The sequence below is a fragment of the Flavobacterium sp. ASV13 genome (assembly GCF_000745775.1).
Taxonomy (GTDB): domain Bacteria; phylum Bacteroidota; class Bacteroidia; order Flavobacteriales; family Flavobacteriaceae; genus Flavobacterium.
In genome coordinates, this window is record NZ_JQJY01000001.1 from 456258 (window position 1) to 471964 (window position 15707).

13 protein-coding genes are annotated in these 15707 nt (G+C 30.0%); 5 read left to right on the top strand and 8 right to left on the bottom strand.

What is annotated here, in order from left to right:
• Position 1: 1 nt before the first annotated feature.
• The 6 genes from GQ47_RS02005 to GQ47_RS02030 all read right to left on the bottom strand — a co-directional run bounded on the left by GQ47_RS02005 (position 2) and on the right by GQ47_RS02030 (position 8113).
• Entirely contained in the window at positions 2 to 688 is a 687-nt protein-coding gene (locus GQ47_RS02005; protein WP_051951291.1) for a CDP-alcohol phosphatidyltransferase family protein, read from the bottom strand.
• A gap of 154 nt (positions 689 to 842) precedes the next feature.
• Positions 843 to 1649, bottom strand: coding sequence for a phytanoyl-CoA dioxygenase family protein (locus GQ47_RS02010; RefSeq protein ID WP_035644195.1), 807 nt, complete (start codon positions 1647 to 1649; stop codon positions 843 to 845).
• A 227-nt stretch (positions 1650 to 1876) separates the two neighbouring features.
• Entirely contained in the window at positions 1877 to 2665 is a 789-nt protein-coding gene (locus GQ47_RS02015; RefSeq protein WP_035644200.1) for an SDR family NAD(P)-dependent oxidoreductase, read from the bottom strand.
• Between the two features lie 319 nt (positions 2666 to 2984).
• Positions 2985 to 4814: a nuclease-related domain-containing DEAD/DEAH box helicase gene (locus GQ47_RS02020; RefSeq protein WP_035644203.1), complete on the bottom strand. Its 1830-nt coding sequence runs from the start codon at positions 4812 to 4814 to the stop codon at positions 2985 to 2987.
• Positions 4815 to 4834: 20 nt separating this feature from the next.
• Positions 4835 to 7327 carry a DEAD/DEAH box helicase gene (locus tag GQ47_RS02025; RefSeq protein WP_051951293.1) on the bottom strand — a complete coding sequence of 831 codons (2493 nt, stop codon included), beginning with the start codon at positions 7325 to 7327 and terminating at the stop codon, positions 4835 to 4837.
• Between the two features lie 6 nt (positions 7328 to 7333).
• Positions 7334 to 8113, bottom strand: coding sequence for a hypothetical protein (locus GQ47_RS02030; protein WP_051951295.1), 780 nt, complete (start codon positions 8111 to 8113; stop codon positions 7334 to 7336).
• Positions 8114 to 8544: 431 nt separating this feature from the next.
• On the opposite strand from GQ47_RS02030, the gene GQ47_RS02035 reads away from it, so the two are divergent.
• Positions 8545 to 9240, top strand: a complete 696-nt coding sequence (locus tag GQ47_RS02035; RefSeq protein WP_035644207.1) for a pseudouridine synthase — start codon at positions 8545 to 8547, stop codon at positions 9238 to 9240.
• A gap of 328 nt (positions 9241 to 9568) precedes the next feature.
• On the opposite strand, the gene GQ47_RS02040 is transcribed toward GQ47_RS02035, so the two are convergent.
• Both GQ47_RS02040 and GQ47_RS02045 read right to left on the bottom strand, forming a co-directional pair.
• Positions 9569 to 10270: a response regulator transcription factor gene (locus GQ47_RS02040; protein ID WP_035644210.1), complete on the bottom strand. Its 702-nt coding sequence runs from the start codon at positions 10268 to 10270 to the stop codon at positions 9569 to 9571.
• Complete coding sequence (locus GQ47_RS02045; RefSeq protein WP_035644212.1) at positions 10267 to 11622, bottom strand: sensor histidine kinase; 1356 nt, start codon at positions 11620 to 11622, stop codon at positions 10267 to 10269. The genes GQ47_RS02040 and GQ47_RS02045 overlap by 4 nt, the downstream gene beginning before the upstream one ends.
• Before the next feature lie 143 nt (positions 11623 to 11765).
• Here GQ47_RS02045 and GQ47_RS22770 point away from each other — a divergent pair, with 143 nt between their 5' ends.
• The 4 genes from GQ47_RS22770 to GQ47_RS02065 all read left to right on the top strand — a co-directional run bounded on the left by GQ47_RS22770 (position 11766) and on the right by GQ47_RS02065 (position 15657).
• Complete coding sequence (locus GQ47_RS22770; RefSeq protein ID WP_051951298.1) at positions 11766 to 12461, top strand: peroxiredoxin family protein; 696 nt, start codon at positions 11766 to 11768, stop codon at positions 12459 to 12461.
• A gap of 431 nt (positions 12462 to 12892) precedes the next feature.
• Entirely contained in the window at positions 12893 to 13663 is a 771-nt protein-coding gene (locus GQ47_RS02055) for a putative quinol monooxygenase (RefSeq protein ID WP_035644214.1), read from the top strand.
• A 48-nt stretch (positions 13664 to 13711) separates the two neighbouring features.
• On the top strand, positions 13712 to 14506 hold the full coding sequence (locus GQ47_RS02060) for a DJ-1/PfpI/YhbO family deglycase/protease (protein WP_035644220.1): 795 nt from the start codon (positions 13712 to 13714) through the stop codon (positions 14504 to 14506).
• 161 nt (positions 14507 to 14667) lie between these two features.
• Positions 14668 to 15657 (top strand): aldo/keto reductase, encoded by a 990-nt coding sequence (locus GQ47_RS02065; protein ID WP_035644225.1) that lies wholly within the window; start codon positions 14668 to 14670, stop codon positions 15655 to 15657.
• Positions 15658 to 15707 lie beyond the last annotated feature (50 nt).

Consider the following 15707-nt stretch of genomic DNA (forward strand, 5'->3'; position numbering starts at 1 on the left):
ATCAGTCTTGGTTTTTATCTTTTAAATCGCCCAACTTTAGAAGTTTTAGGCTATCAATAGTATTGATAATTAACAATATAACCGTAATTAAGCCAGCCAAATAGGTAATTGATCCGGGAAATGCAACTTCGATAATTAAAATTAAAGCAATAATAAATCGGAGTTCTGTTGGACCAACAAAGCCTGAATCTATACTGTATTCATTTGTAATTTTGTAGCGTAACTGGCTGATAATAATAGACCAGCCATACAACGCGACAAAAGCAAAAGCTACTATTTGTGTGCCATTTTCAGCATAAATGTAATAGCCAAAACCTATAAGTACAATACCAATCCAATCGGCGATAATATCGAGTGCAAAACCATACCAGCGTCGCGGAATATTTCTGTAATAAGCCAATCTCCCATCTAAAGAATCGCCTAACCAATTTATACCCAAACCTATAATACCCAAAAGCAAATACCAATTTGTGAAATAAGTTCCTAAAACAAAAGCTAAAAAAACCAATCCCGAACCAAGTGTACCAATTAAAGTGAGCAAGTTTGGCGAAATGAATTTTGGCACTTTTGGAAGCAAAAATACAATTGTTGACTGTTCTGCTCTTTTTAAAATATTAGTGCGCTTACGGTCTGAAAATGTTCTTTGTGCAATGGCATTACGATCTTCAATCTTTGTTTCTTTTCCCATTACTAGCTCAATATTTGTAAACCTGATGCTATAACCAATTCTACTTTTGCAATTTTTAATTTTACTTTTCTTTGAGTATTTTTAAAAAAATCTGTGGTACGTTTTAGCTTACCTGATCTAACCAGATAACTAAATGCGATAATAATCAGCATAATTATTTAACAATACCCGCAAAACGTTGATAGAAAACCGTTGGGCTGTTCTCATTTTTAGGAGCGTATTTTCCAGCTATAATCGGAATATAAATAACTCTTCTTCTGCTTTCTTCGCCACGGATAGATGATTCTGCAACTCTGTGCCACAAACGACCATCGTGAATGGTTAAATCTCCAGCTTCCGGAGTGATAGAAACCTCTTGTGGATCAGGTTTATTATCTAAAAAGTATTTTTTACGGAAAAGCATTTGATACACACTTTGCTTGTGCGTACCCGGAATGATTTTAAGACCGCCGTTTTCGGGTTTTAAAGTACTTAAGTGAATACCCACATTTAACATCGGGTTTAATTTTCCACCATAAAAGATATCTCTCAAACCATCTGTATGCCAGCCCATTTTAGTAAACTTACTTTCTGGTCCATTGATGTAATGATTAAAAACCATTCCGTCTTTTTCTTCAGTGCCTAATCTTGCGCCCTCACCTGCCAATGGTAATAAACCATTAAATCTTGGATCTAGTAAAAGACCGCTCAAGGTTTGATGATGTTGATTGATAAAAGCAAAACGCTGTACAATTGGAGAGCCATCTAAATCTTTTCCATATTTAATTGGAACACCATTTATTTTTTGAAGGTCATTGTCAATCCATTTTTGCTCTACTTGTTTTGAGGCATCAATAATGGATGAAACCGTTTCCGGGTTTATGAATTTTTTGAAATGAATGAAGCCATGTTCGTTAAAAAAGGCAATTTGCTCATTAGTTAATTGCTCAGTAAGGGTAAATGTTTTATAAGAAGATACCATGATAATATGTATTTAATAAATGAAATAATAAGTTTTAAATTTTATCTAAAAGTCTAGCAACAGCAACAACAACACATTCGCATGTTTGCCTGCATTTGACCTTTAGGAAAATTAAACTTATTTCTTTTTTTATTTGACATACTCTATAGGATTAGTAGAATTTAATGCAAACATAACATATATTTTCTCTTTTGCAAAAATTATTTTTTATTTTTTTTCGAAAAAAATTAAATTTTATAAATCCCAGCTGCCGTTTTTTCGATGAATGCCTTTGGTAGTATACGATTGGCATAAACTGAAATGATATTTGTAAACCCCGGAATAACTTCTGATTTTTTGCTGAACATGGCCTTTACTGCCATTTTTGCAACTTCATCTGGCTGCATATTGAATTTTTCAGCCATTTTGTTTAAAGCACTTAAACCAGCTCTTGCAGCAAAACCAGTATCAACCGGACCTGGACTAAAACACGTTACTGAAATTGAAGTTTGGGAAAGTTCGAAACGCAAAGCTCGGGTAAACGATAAAACAAAAGCCTTTGTCGCCGAATAAACAGCCAGCGTAGGCACAGCCTGGTAGGCAGCAGTACTCGATATATTTAAAATATAAGCTTGTTTTTCTTGCGAAAGTATGGGAACTAATAAATGCGAAAGTTCTACAACTACATTCATGTTAAGTTGCATCATACCAAGCTGATCGGTTAGAGAAGACTGACTAAAATCGCCCCAAACTCCATAACCTGCATTGTTAACTAAAACACCAACTGGATAGTTATTCGTTTTTATCCAATCAGTCACTTTTAGCGATGCATCATTTATAGAAAGATCAATAGATAGAAAAGCAGAATTGACGCCGTATTTAACTTGAAGATCATCAGATAATACTTTTAATTCGGCTTCGCTTCTTGCCACAAGCAATAGTGGATAACCCTTTTTCGCCAATTCATAAGCAATAGATTTTCCAATGCCTTTGCTGGCGCCAGTTATTAAAGCATATGGTTTCGTTTTTTCGCTCATTTTATTTATTTAATAAATCAAATATAAAGATTTATTGTAAAATGTTGGGGATGTAATGTGGACAATGCTTACCCTCTTTCCTTCCCTATCTTATGGGCATTTATGTCATTAGGGATATTTTATTCCATTACAAAATCAATCAAAAGAATGTTTGTATGTCAGGAGCAGAAAGATGAAATTGAATACAACCTGCTTAAACAAATTTCATAACTCTAAAAAATTCAGTTGGAACTTTTCAAAATTTTGATGAAGAACTAGCGATAAATTTTATTCCTAATAAGTTTGATAACGCTGCAATTGGTTATCAAAATAATGATTATTATTTATGTTCGTATTTTGTTTCAATTTCTCCTTTAAAAAAGTCGTCATATTTTCTGTTTCCTAAATTGAATATAACTAAGTTTTTACTTGCCCGTGTAAGTCCTGTATAGATTAGTTCCACATTCGAAAATTCTTTTTCATCTTCTTCTTTTTCAATGAATAAAAATAATGTGTCAATTTCCCAACCTTTAAAGCTGTGAATAGTTGAAAGTTTGACTGTTCCAGTTTTCATATAAAAGTGGTTCTTTCTAAATTTTCTAATTTTTTCAATTTTTGTGTTATCATCTTTGAATTCCAAATATTCTTCTTGACTTTCAAATACTATTGAAGTATTTTCGTGTTTCTTTGTTCGTATTAAATAATCAATTGCTCTTAAAATCTCTACTTTTGAGCATAAAATTCCAACATCCGAAGAATGAATTTGATTCCGCTCTAAAACGTTGTAAACTTTTTCAAATAAAAGGTCAAATGTAAAAGAATGAAAATAATGGTATTCAATTATTCGTTTTTCAAAATCAAATTGAGACATTACTTTTAATTCGTCTGCACCATATTTAAGCCCAAATATCTTCTTTTGGAATTTTATCGCAATGTTTCCAATATTACTTGCAAAACGATATGATATGTTTAAAGATTTGTTCCAAACACCAGCAACTGTTCTCACTATTGGTTCATTATTTTCATCAAGTTCTCGTTCGTATATGTTTTGTTTCTCATCTCCAAAAACTACAAATTCCGTTTCAGAATGAGTGAAATATGTTGTAATAATATCTATCCAAGATTGCATATAATCTTGAATTTCATCAATTAAAACTACGTCATATTTTTTTATATTGTCTTTAACAATTTCAAAGAAAGAAGTATCTTGCCAATCACTCAAACTTTGAATATCTAAATTATAATTATTTGCTTGTGTCTTGAAAAATTGATGATAATTTGTAATGTAAAAACTATTCCAATCGAACTCTTCTCTAACATCACTAATTCTGTCGTGAATATAGTTTTTCAGAGAAAGATTATATGTTAAAATCAAAATTTGACCATTAGTTCTTTTGTACGCATTTACTGCTCTTTTTGCTAGTACTAAAGTTTTTCCACTTCCTGCAACTCCTTTTATTTTTCTTCGTGGCCGAATTTCACTACGGATTAATTCTTGTTGCTCTTTAGAATAAATTATATTTACACCTTCTTCTATTTGATGAATAGGAGGTTTTAAATAACGTTGAAAACTGGTATAAAGTGCTTCGTCAAAATAGTAAGATGATTTGTTTAACCAAAATCTTGTCAAAAGGGAATTTAGTTTGTCTTTTGTTAGTGAATCGTAACCTAATATTCCAAAATAGCCTACAAACTTTTGATATGAACTATATTGTTCTTTTTTAAAACTGTCAAGTAAAAAACTTGTTATGTTTTGTTCTGTAGCTTTATGAAAATAAACCGCACAATTTACTGTTGCCCAATGGTTTTTACTTTTAATACTTTTCCTAAAAAGGTCTTCTAAATGTAAATGAAATAAATTTGATTTATAATTTTCTACTTGGTTAAGTGGTGATTTTATTGGTGTATTATCTTTTTGTAATCTCCATTTAGTTTTTTCATCTATATAATAATGATTTAAATTCCAGTCTTTAACTTCAACTAGCAAAACGCCACTCCCTTTTCGCATTATAGCAAAGTCTGGATTATCACCATTTAAATATGGTTGATAACAAATTTCGTAAGTATCGTCCAAATTCTCCAATAGAAAATTCAGCATAGTCCATTCTCCTTCTGTTGGTTGAACTTTCTGTCTTTTTATTACTTCAATTGTTGGACTTAATATTGCCATTGTTCAAGTTTAGCGAAATTTTATATAAATTTTTCTATTTCAAATCTTTGAAAATCATTTAACGAAAATAAATACTCCTTAAATTGCTCTTTATATTTTATATTATTATTGTTGTCAAAATAAATATTTTTAAGTTGGTCATCTTTTTCAAGTTTTATAATAAGACCAATATTTAATCCAAATTTTGTAAATTTAATTTTCTTCTTATCGGTTGTTCCATAAACATATATATTGTAATCCTCATCTGTTATTAAATTAAAATCATGAAGAAAGACAATAAATTTATTCAGAGTAAAACTTATAAACTCATCTTCCATTTTTAACTTCACAATTACTAAATTTAATAATCTAACATCATCATCTACCTTTCCTAAATCAACATAAACTTTTCTCTTAGAATTAGGATAACTAACTGAGTCATATACTTCATCACCATATGATGTTCCGAAATAAAACTTCCTTTTTTTGAAGTCATTTGATAACGATCTTTCTTTATAAAATTTAAAATAATTGTCAATATTTTCTTTTAACGACCTCTTCTGAGAAATCCGTATATAATTTCTATAAAATGATATTGTTTCATCATTTGTTAACCTTCTAAATTCTTCATCACTAATGATATCTGAATCGAATAGAAACAGCATTTTTATCTTATCTAAAATATCTTTTTCTTTCCATTCATTGGTCTCATAATAATTTGTTTCAAAAAATGATTTTAATTTTTGAAATAAAATTTCCAAATCATTGTATAATTCTGCTATACCAGATTCAAACAAAGATTTATATAACTTGTCATTAAAATCTAATGGTGTATCAAACAGTGATTTCTCTCTAATTATTAGTTCACTAACTTCTTTTCTCCTTTTCTCTTGTTTAACTTTATCAACATCTTTAATAGAATTAATGTCAAAATTTGAAAGCACTGGATTTTTTACATCATCTTTAAAAGAACTATTCCTCAAAAGCAATATTTTATTAAACATGTTATTCCCATTACTATATTCACCTTCTTCATTATTTACAAAATGAATATTAGGTAATAATTTCTCTATATTATTCTTGTCACTATTGAAAATGTCGCTTAATCTGTTTACTCTACCAATTAAATTCGTTAACTCCTTCCCTTGTAGACTATATGTGCTGAAAATATACAATGAATCTACAGGTAAGTTTATTCCTTCAAGTATTACATTATTGGCAACTATAAATTTTATTTCTTTAATTTCTTTAATTTTTGATTCTAAGTATTCTTTAATTATATCTGGGATTTTACCATGTAAATAAACAATTCCATATTTAAGTAAGGCTACGCCATAAAAATCAGGATGTACTTCTTGTTCTAATATTTTTATTATTTCATTTAATTTTTCAGAGGCAATCGGGTTAATCTTTTTAGACAAGTCTTTTGCAAGCTTTTCGATATACACTGGCCTGAAAGTATATAAAAAATTTTTATTCTTTGAAGTAGAAATTATATAATCTAATTTATCATTTGCGACTCCTAACTTAAATCCTTGATAATTATCGCCATCCTTATTATTTTTTAAAAAGAATCTGTTGTGCTTGTATACTTTTTTATTTAGTTTAAGTTCGTAAATTTCAGGTTCCTTAATATTAAAATTTATTGCAAATTTTTTAATATCTTGATTTTCGTTTACTTTTATGTTTTCAATATCTTCTACTAAAGGAGATAAATATATTATTTCGCAATCCGAATTTAACTTTTTACTTTGAGAAATTAATCTGCCTATTAGAATACTTCTGCTATTGTTTTTTAATATATTATGAGCTTCATCAATAAATAATAAATCAAAAAATGTCTTTCCTTTCGACAGCAATCTTAAAGCCCTTTCTTGTGTAAAGATCGCAATAAATGCTTTTTCATTCTCAAACATTTCATCATGTACAAGAAGTTTATAATTAAATTTTTCTTTTTTAATGTTTTTATAAGTTTGAACTAATAAAGATTTAGTTGGAACAATAATCGCAATTTTTTCTTTTGAAGAATTCTTGATTATTTCTATAATAATAGAGCTTTTCCCATATGAAGTTGGAGCAATATATCCTTTTTCTAATGATATATCGCTTATCAATGCTTTTCTGTTTTTCTTTTGTTCAAATGTTTCGTAATAATCTCCGTTATAATAATTATCAAGCCCAGTATCAATTAAGATATCATTAATACTTTCTTCTTCAATTAAACCCAAACTCAATAAAAACTTAGAAATTGGATAAAACCCAAAATTTAATGAAAAGTCAAAAAGAGGTTTGAAATCTTTATATTTAATAGAGTATTTTAAAATAATATAATAGCCAAAGTTTAAAAAAGACCTGTATCTTTTATCTTTATTATATCCATCTAAAAAGAAAATAGCACATGATAAAATAAATATTTTTTCATTTTCATCTATATCTACGTTGGTAGTTAGTTTTTCTAAAACAACTTTAAATTTATCAATTTTAAAAAGTTCATTAAATTGTTTTGTGCCTTCAATTATCTTTTCATTATCCATAATTTATTAGCTTTTTAAATAAGTCTTAAAATGGGTTAAAGATTTTTTATTAACACAAACAACAATGATTTTTGAATAATTAAAACCAGAGATTAAATTATTAATTAAGAGCTTCATTTTCTTAACATTTAATTCTTCCCATTGACTTTCAAAAATTATAGTTGAACACGGAATTATATTAAAATCGTCGATTTTTACAAAAATTTCATTATCAAAATTATATGATAAATTTTCAATTTTATCTATTAAAGACTTTTTTGATTTTACAATTTTAGCATGATTTAAAGCATTAAACCAAGGGTTATTTTTAGCTTTTCCAGAAAATTTTTCAATTAAATCATTGTACCCTAACTTAATTTTATCATTATGATCATAATCACAACCTCCTGATTTACTTTCTAAATACCAGTCTATTTTTTTATTTGAATAAACACCATCAAAGCCTTTCTTCATAGCACCTCCATCTTCTAAATTTAAAAATTGAAATTCCTGTTTAAATCCCAAATGAGAAAAGAACAAATGAATAATAAACTCGCAAATATATCCTACTACAATAGTATTAGCTTTCCCATCTGCTTGTTCATTTTTAGAATTAAGAAACTTAAGAATTTTCTTTTTTATAGTACTTAGGTTATACTTTGTATTATCCGGTAAACATATTGAAACTATCTTTTCATCCATAAAATTTGAAAATTCCTTATCATAACTTTCAATATTTACCGTATACAAAATAGCCTTATTATTGAGCTTTGTTTTTTTAAAATTAAATGGAGGTTTATTTATCATTTTATTTAAATGATTGTTAATAAATAATTCTTTAAAACTCTTATTCTAACTTTCGCCATTATTTAAATTTTTATTTAAGTGCATTTAAATAAATTGTTTGAACATTTCAGATACGTCCATAATGTTATTCTTTAATCTTTTTTTTAATTTCATCTAACTTTAAATCATAAATTGAATGTGATTATTTACAAAGAACAATAATAAAATTTTCATAATATTATGGAAAACCGTAACAAATAAATGATTTTTAAAATCATTTACAATACGTATATATACTTGTTTTAGATTTTGGTAGGTTTTATACATTTGGAATATTTTTCAAAAGCTAATTAAGATTTAGCTACTTTTTCGATCTTTATTAAAAAAGAAAACTGCAAAAATAAATAAGTGACAAAAGCCTTTTAAATCGAAATCTCGTCTACTTTTGCCGAATGTTAGAAATTCTTTACCAGGACGAATATATTATAGCCATTAATAAACCAAGTGGTTTGTTGGTTCACAAATCATTTTATGCGCGCGATGCAAAAGTGTATGCCATTCAGGAATTGAGAAATCAAATTGGGCAACACGTCTACCCTATTCATCGGTTAGATCGCAAAACATCTGGAGTTTTGTTATTTGCGCTGGATGCAGCTGTTTTGAAAATTATGAATGATCGTTTTGCCACACGCGAAGTCGAAAAGAAATATTTAGCTATTTTACGCGGTTGGTCACCCGAGGAACTAACAATTGATTATGATTTAACTAATGATGACGATGTTACTCAAAATGCAATAACCTACTTTCATCGTTTGCAAAATGCCGAAGTTGCATTAGCATTTAACAATAAACCAACGTCACGATATTGTTTGGTGGAAGCCATTCCTGAAACTGGACGTATGCATCAATTACGCAAACATTTCAAACATATTTTTCATCCCATTTTAGGAAGTCGGCCACATGGTTGCAACAAACAAAATAAATTATGGCTGGAGAATTTTGACCTAAAAGGAATGATGCTTCATGCGCATCAGTTAATTTTTAATCATCCGATAAGCAATGAACAACTAATCCTGAATGCAAAAATTAATGAAGAGTTTAGTAAAGTAGGTACTATTCTTAATCTGGATTTGAGTAAGTATCAATAGTATTTCATCTAAAAAATTTAAAATCCAATTTCGCAACGAAATGGATTTTTGTATACATAAAACTGTACTTTAATACCCTTTTTCTAAATTTTTATTAATCTACTTTGCAACATCAATTACGAGAAGAATTATTGATAATTAAGTTTTAAAAAATATCTATGATCCTGACGGTACGGGTGTTCAAAGAAACGGTTTAAAAATTGATCATTTTGTCAAGGAAACAACATCAAATTTTACTGCCGATCAATATATTCTTAAAGGAATTGAATTAATAAAAGCTGCAGAAAACAAAGCAAATTAAGAGACATGTTGCAGTCCTTTTTGGTATTTAATCAATCAACTTAAATCCTTTATTTCTGATACTAAGAATTTCTACAGCTGGATCTGCACTTAAATATTTTCGGAGGCGGGTAATATAAACATCCATGCTTCTGGCTGTAAACGGATTACTATCGCCCCAAAGCAGCAACAAAGCTTTATTACGATCTAGTAATTGATTTTTATTTTGAATGAGTAAATCCAATAATTCTGATTCACGCTGCGAAAGATTAACCGATTTCTCTTCAATTGTCAATTCTAGCCTATGAAGATTGAATTGAAAATTTCCAACCTTTATATTTTTATCGCATGTTGTGGAAGCTTCTTCACTTGAATGGATATATTTTCGTCTTACGAGCTTCTGAATTCGCAAAATAAGTTCTTCCATGCTAAAAGGCTTTTTCATATAATCATCGGCGCCGATTTTTAATCCTTTTAGAACATCTGTGATTTCATTTTTTGCCGTGAGAAAAATTATAGGAGTCAGCTGATCTACTATTCGGATATCTTCTACAAGCGAATATCCATCTTTTCTGGGCATCATGATATCCACAACACAAATGTCTGGTTTCTTGCTCTGAAATAATTCCCAGCCTTCTACTCCATTTTTGGCAATTGTAAAACTAAACCCTCGCAATTCAAGAGTTTCTTTTATGATAGTCGACAACACTTCTTCATCTTCTACCAGCAAAACATGAATTATCTCGTTCATAATGGAAATTTAATAATAAAGGTTGTACCTGATCCTAAATGACTATTTACAATTATTTCACCCGAAAGTAAACTAACCAGTTCTTTTACATAACTCAATCCTATTCCATAGCCTTTTACATCGTGCAGATCGCCAGATGTAATTCGGTAGAATTTATCAAAAATAAGAGGAAGATTTTCTTCGCTTATTCCGCTTCCGTTATCCTGAACTTCCAGCTGCCAATATTTTGATGAACTCAAAACTTTCACTATAATTTCGGCAGAATTAATACTGTATTTCAAAGCATTATCTATAAGATTAGTCAATATTCCTTCAATCATATCTTTATCAGTACGAATGATTTCATTTTCTAATTCCGCACTAAATGATATCTGATTATTATCATTTACCTGAAATTTATCAACTATGCTTTTTATTAATTCTTCAATATTTACATCCGTTAAATTTACGTATTTTACGCCTAATTCATATCTCGTTATATCCAAAAGACGATCTATATTGTAATCCAGTTTATTTAAAACATCTGCATTAATTTTTAAATAACGATTTGTTTTTTCTGGATTAGAAGCTTCTCCAAATTGCAATAATGCTTCGTTAGTCGATTTAAGAATCGATATTGGTGTTCGTAATTCGTGCGTAATATTGCTTATAAAATTATTCTTTTTATAATCGAGCTGTTTCTGTCTGTAAATAATCAATCCGAGATACCAAAGACTTCCGCCTGTAAGGATTACCAGAATTATGGATATCGAAAACGGAATGATATTTTTTGAAATCAGAAATTTTCCTGTTTTAAAAAGCCTGGCTTCAATTACCCAGTTTTTTTCACTTGTACCTAAAGGAACGCTTACTACTTCTTTAGAATCTGCAACTGCGTTCTTTTTCAATGACAATTTATAATCAATAAAGATTTTTTCTTTGTCGAGTTCTTTTCTAAAATCTTCACTAACCAACGATAAATCAATATTTTGCTTATTTGATGAAGCAATTAATTTCACCAAAAAAAGACGTACATTTTCCAGATTTGAGGTATCAATTTTTAGGGGTTGCATTCCAATTTTAATTGGTCCGCCCGATTTCGAAAAATCTCCTTTTAAGTTTATTTTTTCTTTCTTTTCATCGGTAACTTCACTTACTATTGACAAATAAGGATCGGCATTAGACAGACTCATAGGTGTTCTGACCTTTTCCAGAAAGAATAAATCGACACTTCGCTGCAATGCATTTTTTACTTTCCCTTGGAAATTCTCCCGACTTTCCTCGTAGGTTCTGTAAACCCAAAAAAGCTGGAAAAGCAAAATACTACACGCAGTAATAGAAGTGATTAGAATAATTTTAAACTGATTTTTCATAGCAAATGATAATATACAAATATATCTCATTTTGGTGATTGAATAACCCAGTTAACACTAGTTAACATTGGTTAAGAGAGCTTTAACCTGCAAGTAAAAGATTACTTCTACATTTGACATGTATAACTTAAACAACTGAAACAATGCATAATAGAAATTTTTTAATCAGTGCGGCTACATGTTTACTTTTCGTAAATATGAAAGGTCAGAACTTATCTAAAGATGATGCTTCGAAAAAGTCAATTCAATTTGTTTTACCAAATGGAGCTATTCTTAAAAATCTTGACAGTCTTGAAAATGCCTGGGGGAAAGATCAGATACTATTTAAACATAATGAAGAGGATGATCAAAACGGCGTGATGCATCTTGTAAAAAAGACTTCGGAATTTAAAGACAACGAAATTAAAAGTAAAAAAGCTTTAGCAGAAATGCTTAATAATCCTGCTCCGGAATTTGAACTCAAAGATCTTGAAGGTAAAACATGGTCACTAAAAAAACTTCGAGGAAAAATAGTAATTTTGAATTTCTGGTTTACATCCTGTGCTCCATGTATTAAGGAAATTCCGGAACTCAATAAATTAGTGGACGAATACAAAAGTAAAAATGTTGTTTTTCTTGGGCTTACTTACAATACGCCGCAACATGTAGAAAATTTTCTAAAAAAGCGTGCTTTTAACTACATACAATTGCCAAATGCGGGTGAAATAAACAATAAGTATTCTATTTTCTATTTTCCAACTAGTTTTGTAATTGATAAAAACGGTATTATTAAAGGTGTTCTGGAAAAAAGTGACAATATATACCACGATATAAAAACGATCATTGATAAAGAAAGCTAAAAATTGGATTTTAAATTTCAAAAACTGCCCCCAACGCTTTCTAAATAACAAACGTTAACTAACAATTCATTATACATAATATAATGTATTGTACGCTACATGCCTTCGCTTCAAAATAAGAAAGAATCTTTCTTAACCCAAGTCAATGATTCTTCAGGAATCGCAAACCTAATTTTGCCCCGTAAAATCGTCTGAATTATTAGCCTTTTTATATAGCTAACGGTCTAGGCCTGCATTCTGATTTTAACCCCTAAATCTTTAACCCCTTTATATCTAAAGGTTTGCTCTTAAATGTGATTCAAATCACACTTTAAAAGTGAGTTGACGCAACCTCTAGTTTTCAGAGTTGACGGAAATTTGTCTTAGATGTAAAGCTAATTACAGATCACAAATTTTGTTTAACAAATTCAAATAATTAAAAAATAAAAATTATGAAAACAACAGCTTATAAATCAATTTCGAAAACAACGCTGGCAATTGCAATATTCGCTTTTGCCCTAATGACAAGTAATATGAAAGCTCAGGATTCTTATAGAATAAAAACCGGAGCTTTAACTGAAACTACTTCTAAACTAACAAGATATGAAGTAAATGAACAAAATGTAGCACAATTTCAAAAAGCATTGACAGCTTATGTAACAGCTTCAATTTCATCGAAAGAAAACATTATGGCCGAAGCTTTTTATGAACAAGACAAAACAAATGTTTTATGGCTGATTGAAAGATGGAATGGAAAAAATCAATTGGAGAATTTCAGCAAAAAAACAGAAGCAAAAGCATTACAGTCTTTAACTGAAAAATTAAAAACTGCTACAAAAACTTATTATGTAAAAGATCTTGAGCCTTTAACTAAAGAACAATGGCGAAGAACTTCTAAAAAAGAAGATAATCAACTTGTTATCATGCTTTTTGTGGATGGAAAAAAAGGAACAGAACAAAATTTCAAAGACACGTATCATGTTGCGATGCCGCAATTTCGCAGCGAACCTGGCGTAGTAACGTATCAACTTTCTGAAATTGAAGGAGATGAAACTCAGTTTGTAACTTATGAAAAATTCAGAAGCAACGATGCTTTTCAATATCATCTCAATTTTCCTCCTATCAAACCTGTAATAGAATATTTGGAAACAAGTATAAAGAAACCACCTTTTCAAAACGGAATTCATAATCTAATTGAATTCGCACCACTTACAAGAGAATAATTCACAAATAAAATTTCAAATAATAAATCAATTTAAAAATTAAAAGTCATGAAAAATTTAAAACAAATTATCGGTACAAGCTTATTAAGCACATTTGCATTTTTTAATGTACAAGCTCAGGTTAAAGATCATAACCTTAATGTAATGAATCAATTAGCAACACCTTCACATGTTTCTGTGATGCCTGTTTCTCAATTATTGAATGCTCCGGGAAATGAAGCTTTAAGAGCTTTCTTCTTTAATCCTGTAAAAGACAAAACGGTTTTAAAAGGTAAAAAAATTGCAGTACTTGCCGCAGATGGTTTTGAAGAAATAGAATTAACTGGACCAGTTTGGTACTTTAGAGAACTTGGTGCTCAGGTTGACATCATCGCTCCAAAATTCAATCCGGCTCCGGCAAGATATGGATTGAGCACTCCTGAAATGGCAAAAACTCATATTATGGCTATTCAATATTTACAACCTGTTGGATGGATCAAATTTGATAAAACAGCAGATCAGATTAAAGTGAGTGATTATGATGCTGTATTTATTCCTGGAGGAGCTTGGAATCCAGATAACCTTCGTTATGACAAAGATGTTATAAAATTCATTCAGGATTTTAATAAATCTGGAAAATTGATCGCTGCTATTTGTCACGCACCAGTTGTTTTGGCTTCGGCTGATATTCTTAAAGGAAGAAAACTTACTGGATATTGGAATATTCAAAGTGATCTTAAAAATGCAGGCGGTATCGTATCTGATCAGCCAGTTGTAGTGGATGCAAACATTATTACAAGCAGACACCCAATTGATGTTGCCGATTTTTCAAAAGCAGTGGAAAGCTGGTTGGCAAAAAAATAATTTCTTCAATTATAATCAGAAAAAATAACGGAAGATTAAACAGTCTTCCGTTATAAAAAACAATTGAGAATTGACTATCGAAATCTGTAATACGGTTTAAAAAATCACAGTTATACAGACTTCAAAACATATAAAAGTCTTTAACATTAAAAAAAATAAAAATGGAATATAGAAAATTAGGAGATTCTGATCTCCAGTTATCCGCAATCACCTATGGAAGTTTCGCTATTGGCGGTACTATGTGGGCGGGAACAGAAAAAAGTGAAGCGAAAGAAGCTATTATGGCTTCTATTGATCATGGTGTGACAAGTATTGATACTGCTCCTTTCTACGGATTAGGGCTTAGCGAAGAACTGATTGGCGAAACCATTAAAGAACTTGATCGTTCTAAGGTTCAACTCTTAACTAAGTTCGGAATGGTTTGGGATGGCAGTAACAACGGAAAAGGTGATTTTATGTGGAATCAGGAACATGACGGAAAAAGTTATCCGCTTTATAAATATGCTTCAAAAGCGAATGTTATAAAAGAAACCGAAGAAAGTCTTAAACGATTAAAAACTGATTATATCGATTTGCTTCAATTGCATTGGCCAGATTCTACAACGCCAATTGACGAAACTATGGAAGCGCTTCAATCATTAATTGATCAGGGAAAAATACGTGCCGCAGGTGTGAGCAATTACAATAAAGATCAATTACTGGAAGCACAAAAAAGTATTCGCGTTGCATCCAATCAGATGCCTTACAGTATGTTGAATCGTGGTATTGAAAAGGATATTGTGCCGTTAGCAATCGAAAACAATATTGGAATAATTGCTTACAGTCCTTTAGAAAGAGGATTATTAAGTGGCAAATATTTTAAAGGCGAAAAATTAAAATCAGATGATCATCGTCAAGATTATTTTGGCCAATTTAATCCTGAAAAAGTAGAAGCTTTCCTTAAAAAAATTGAACCTTTAGCTGAAGAAAAAAAAGCTAGTCTGGCGCAATTAGTTTTAAAATGGACAACGCTTCAACCAGGAATAACTGTTGTGTTGGCTGGCGCAAGAAATAAAGAACAGGCAATTAGTAATGCAAAAGCGATAGAGGTAAATCTGACAGAAAAAGAAGTACAATACATTAACAACGAATTGGCGCAGCTTTCTTTATAATTTACCTTCTTTTTTACTTCCTTATCATCACGTAAAACATTCTCAAAACC

Bases quoted from the DNA above. Each gene is read 5' to 3' on its own strand.
- GQ47_RS02005 (WP_051951291.1), bottom strand. From the start codon at position 688: ATGGGAAAAGAAACAAAGATTGAAGATCGTAATGCCATTGCACAAAGA.
- GQ47_RS02010 (WP_035644195.1), bottom strand. From the start codon at position 1,649: ATGGTATCTTCTTATAAAACATTTACCCTTACTGAGCAATTAACTAAT.
- GQ47_RS02015 (WP_035644200.1), bottom strand. From the start codon at position 2,665: ATGAGCGAAAAAACGAAACCATATGCTTTAATAACTGGCGCCAGCAAA.
- GQ47_RS02020 (WP_035644203.1), bottom strand. From the start codon at position 4,814: ATGGCAATATTAAGTCCAACAATTGAAGTAATAAAAAGACAGAAAGTT.
- GQ47_RS02025 (WP_051951293.1), bottom strand. From the start codon at position 7,327: ATGGATAATGAAAAGATAATTGAAGGCACAAAACAATTTAATGAACTT.
- GQ47_RS02030 (WP_051951295.1), bottom strand. From the start codon at position 8,113: ATGATAAATAAACCTCCATTTAATTTTAAAAAAACAAAGCTCAATAAT.
- GQ47_RS02035 (WP_035644207.1), top strand. From the start codon at position 8,545: ATGTTAGAAATTCTTTACCAGGACGAATATATTATAGCCATTAATAAA.
- GQ47_RS02040 (WP_035644210.1), bottom strand. From the start codon at position 10,270: ATGAACGAGATAATTCATGTTTTGCTGGTAGAAGATGAAGAAGTGTTG.
- GQ47_RS02045 (WP_035644212.1), bottom strand. From the start codon at position 11,622: ATGAAAAATCAGTTTAAAATTATTCTAATCACTTCTATTACTGCGTGT.
- GQ47_RS22770 (WP_051951298.1), top strand. From the start codon at position 11,766: ATGCATAATAGAAATTTTTTAATCAGTGCGGCTACATGTTTACTTTTC.
- GQ47_RS02055 (WP_035644214.1), top strand. From the start codon at position 12,893: ATGAAAACAACAGCTTATAAATCAATTTCGAAAACAACGCTGGCAATT.
- GQ47_RS02060 (WP_035644220.1), top strand. From the start codon at position 13,712: ATGAAAAATTTAAAACAAATTATCGGTACAAGCTTATTAAGCACATTT.
- GQ47_RS02065 (WP_035644225.1), top strand. From the start codon at position 14,668: ATGGAATATAGAAAATTAGGAGATTCTGATCTCCAGTTATCCGCAATC.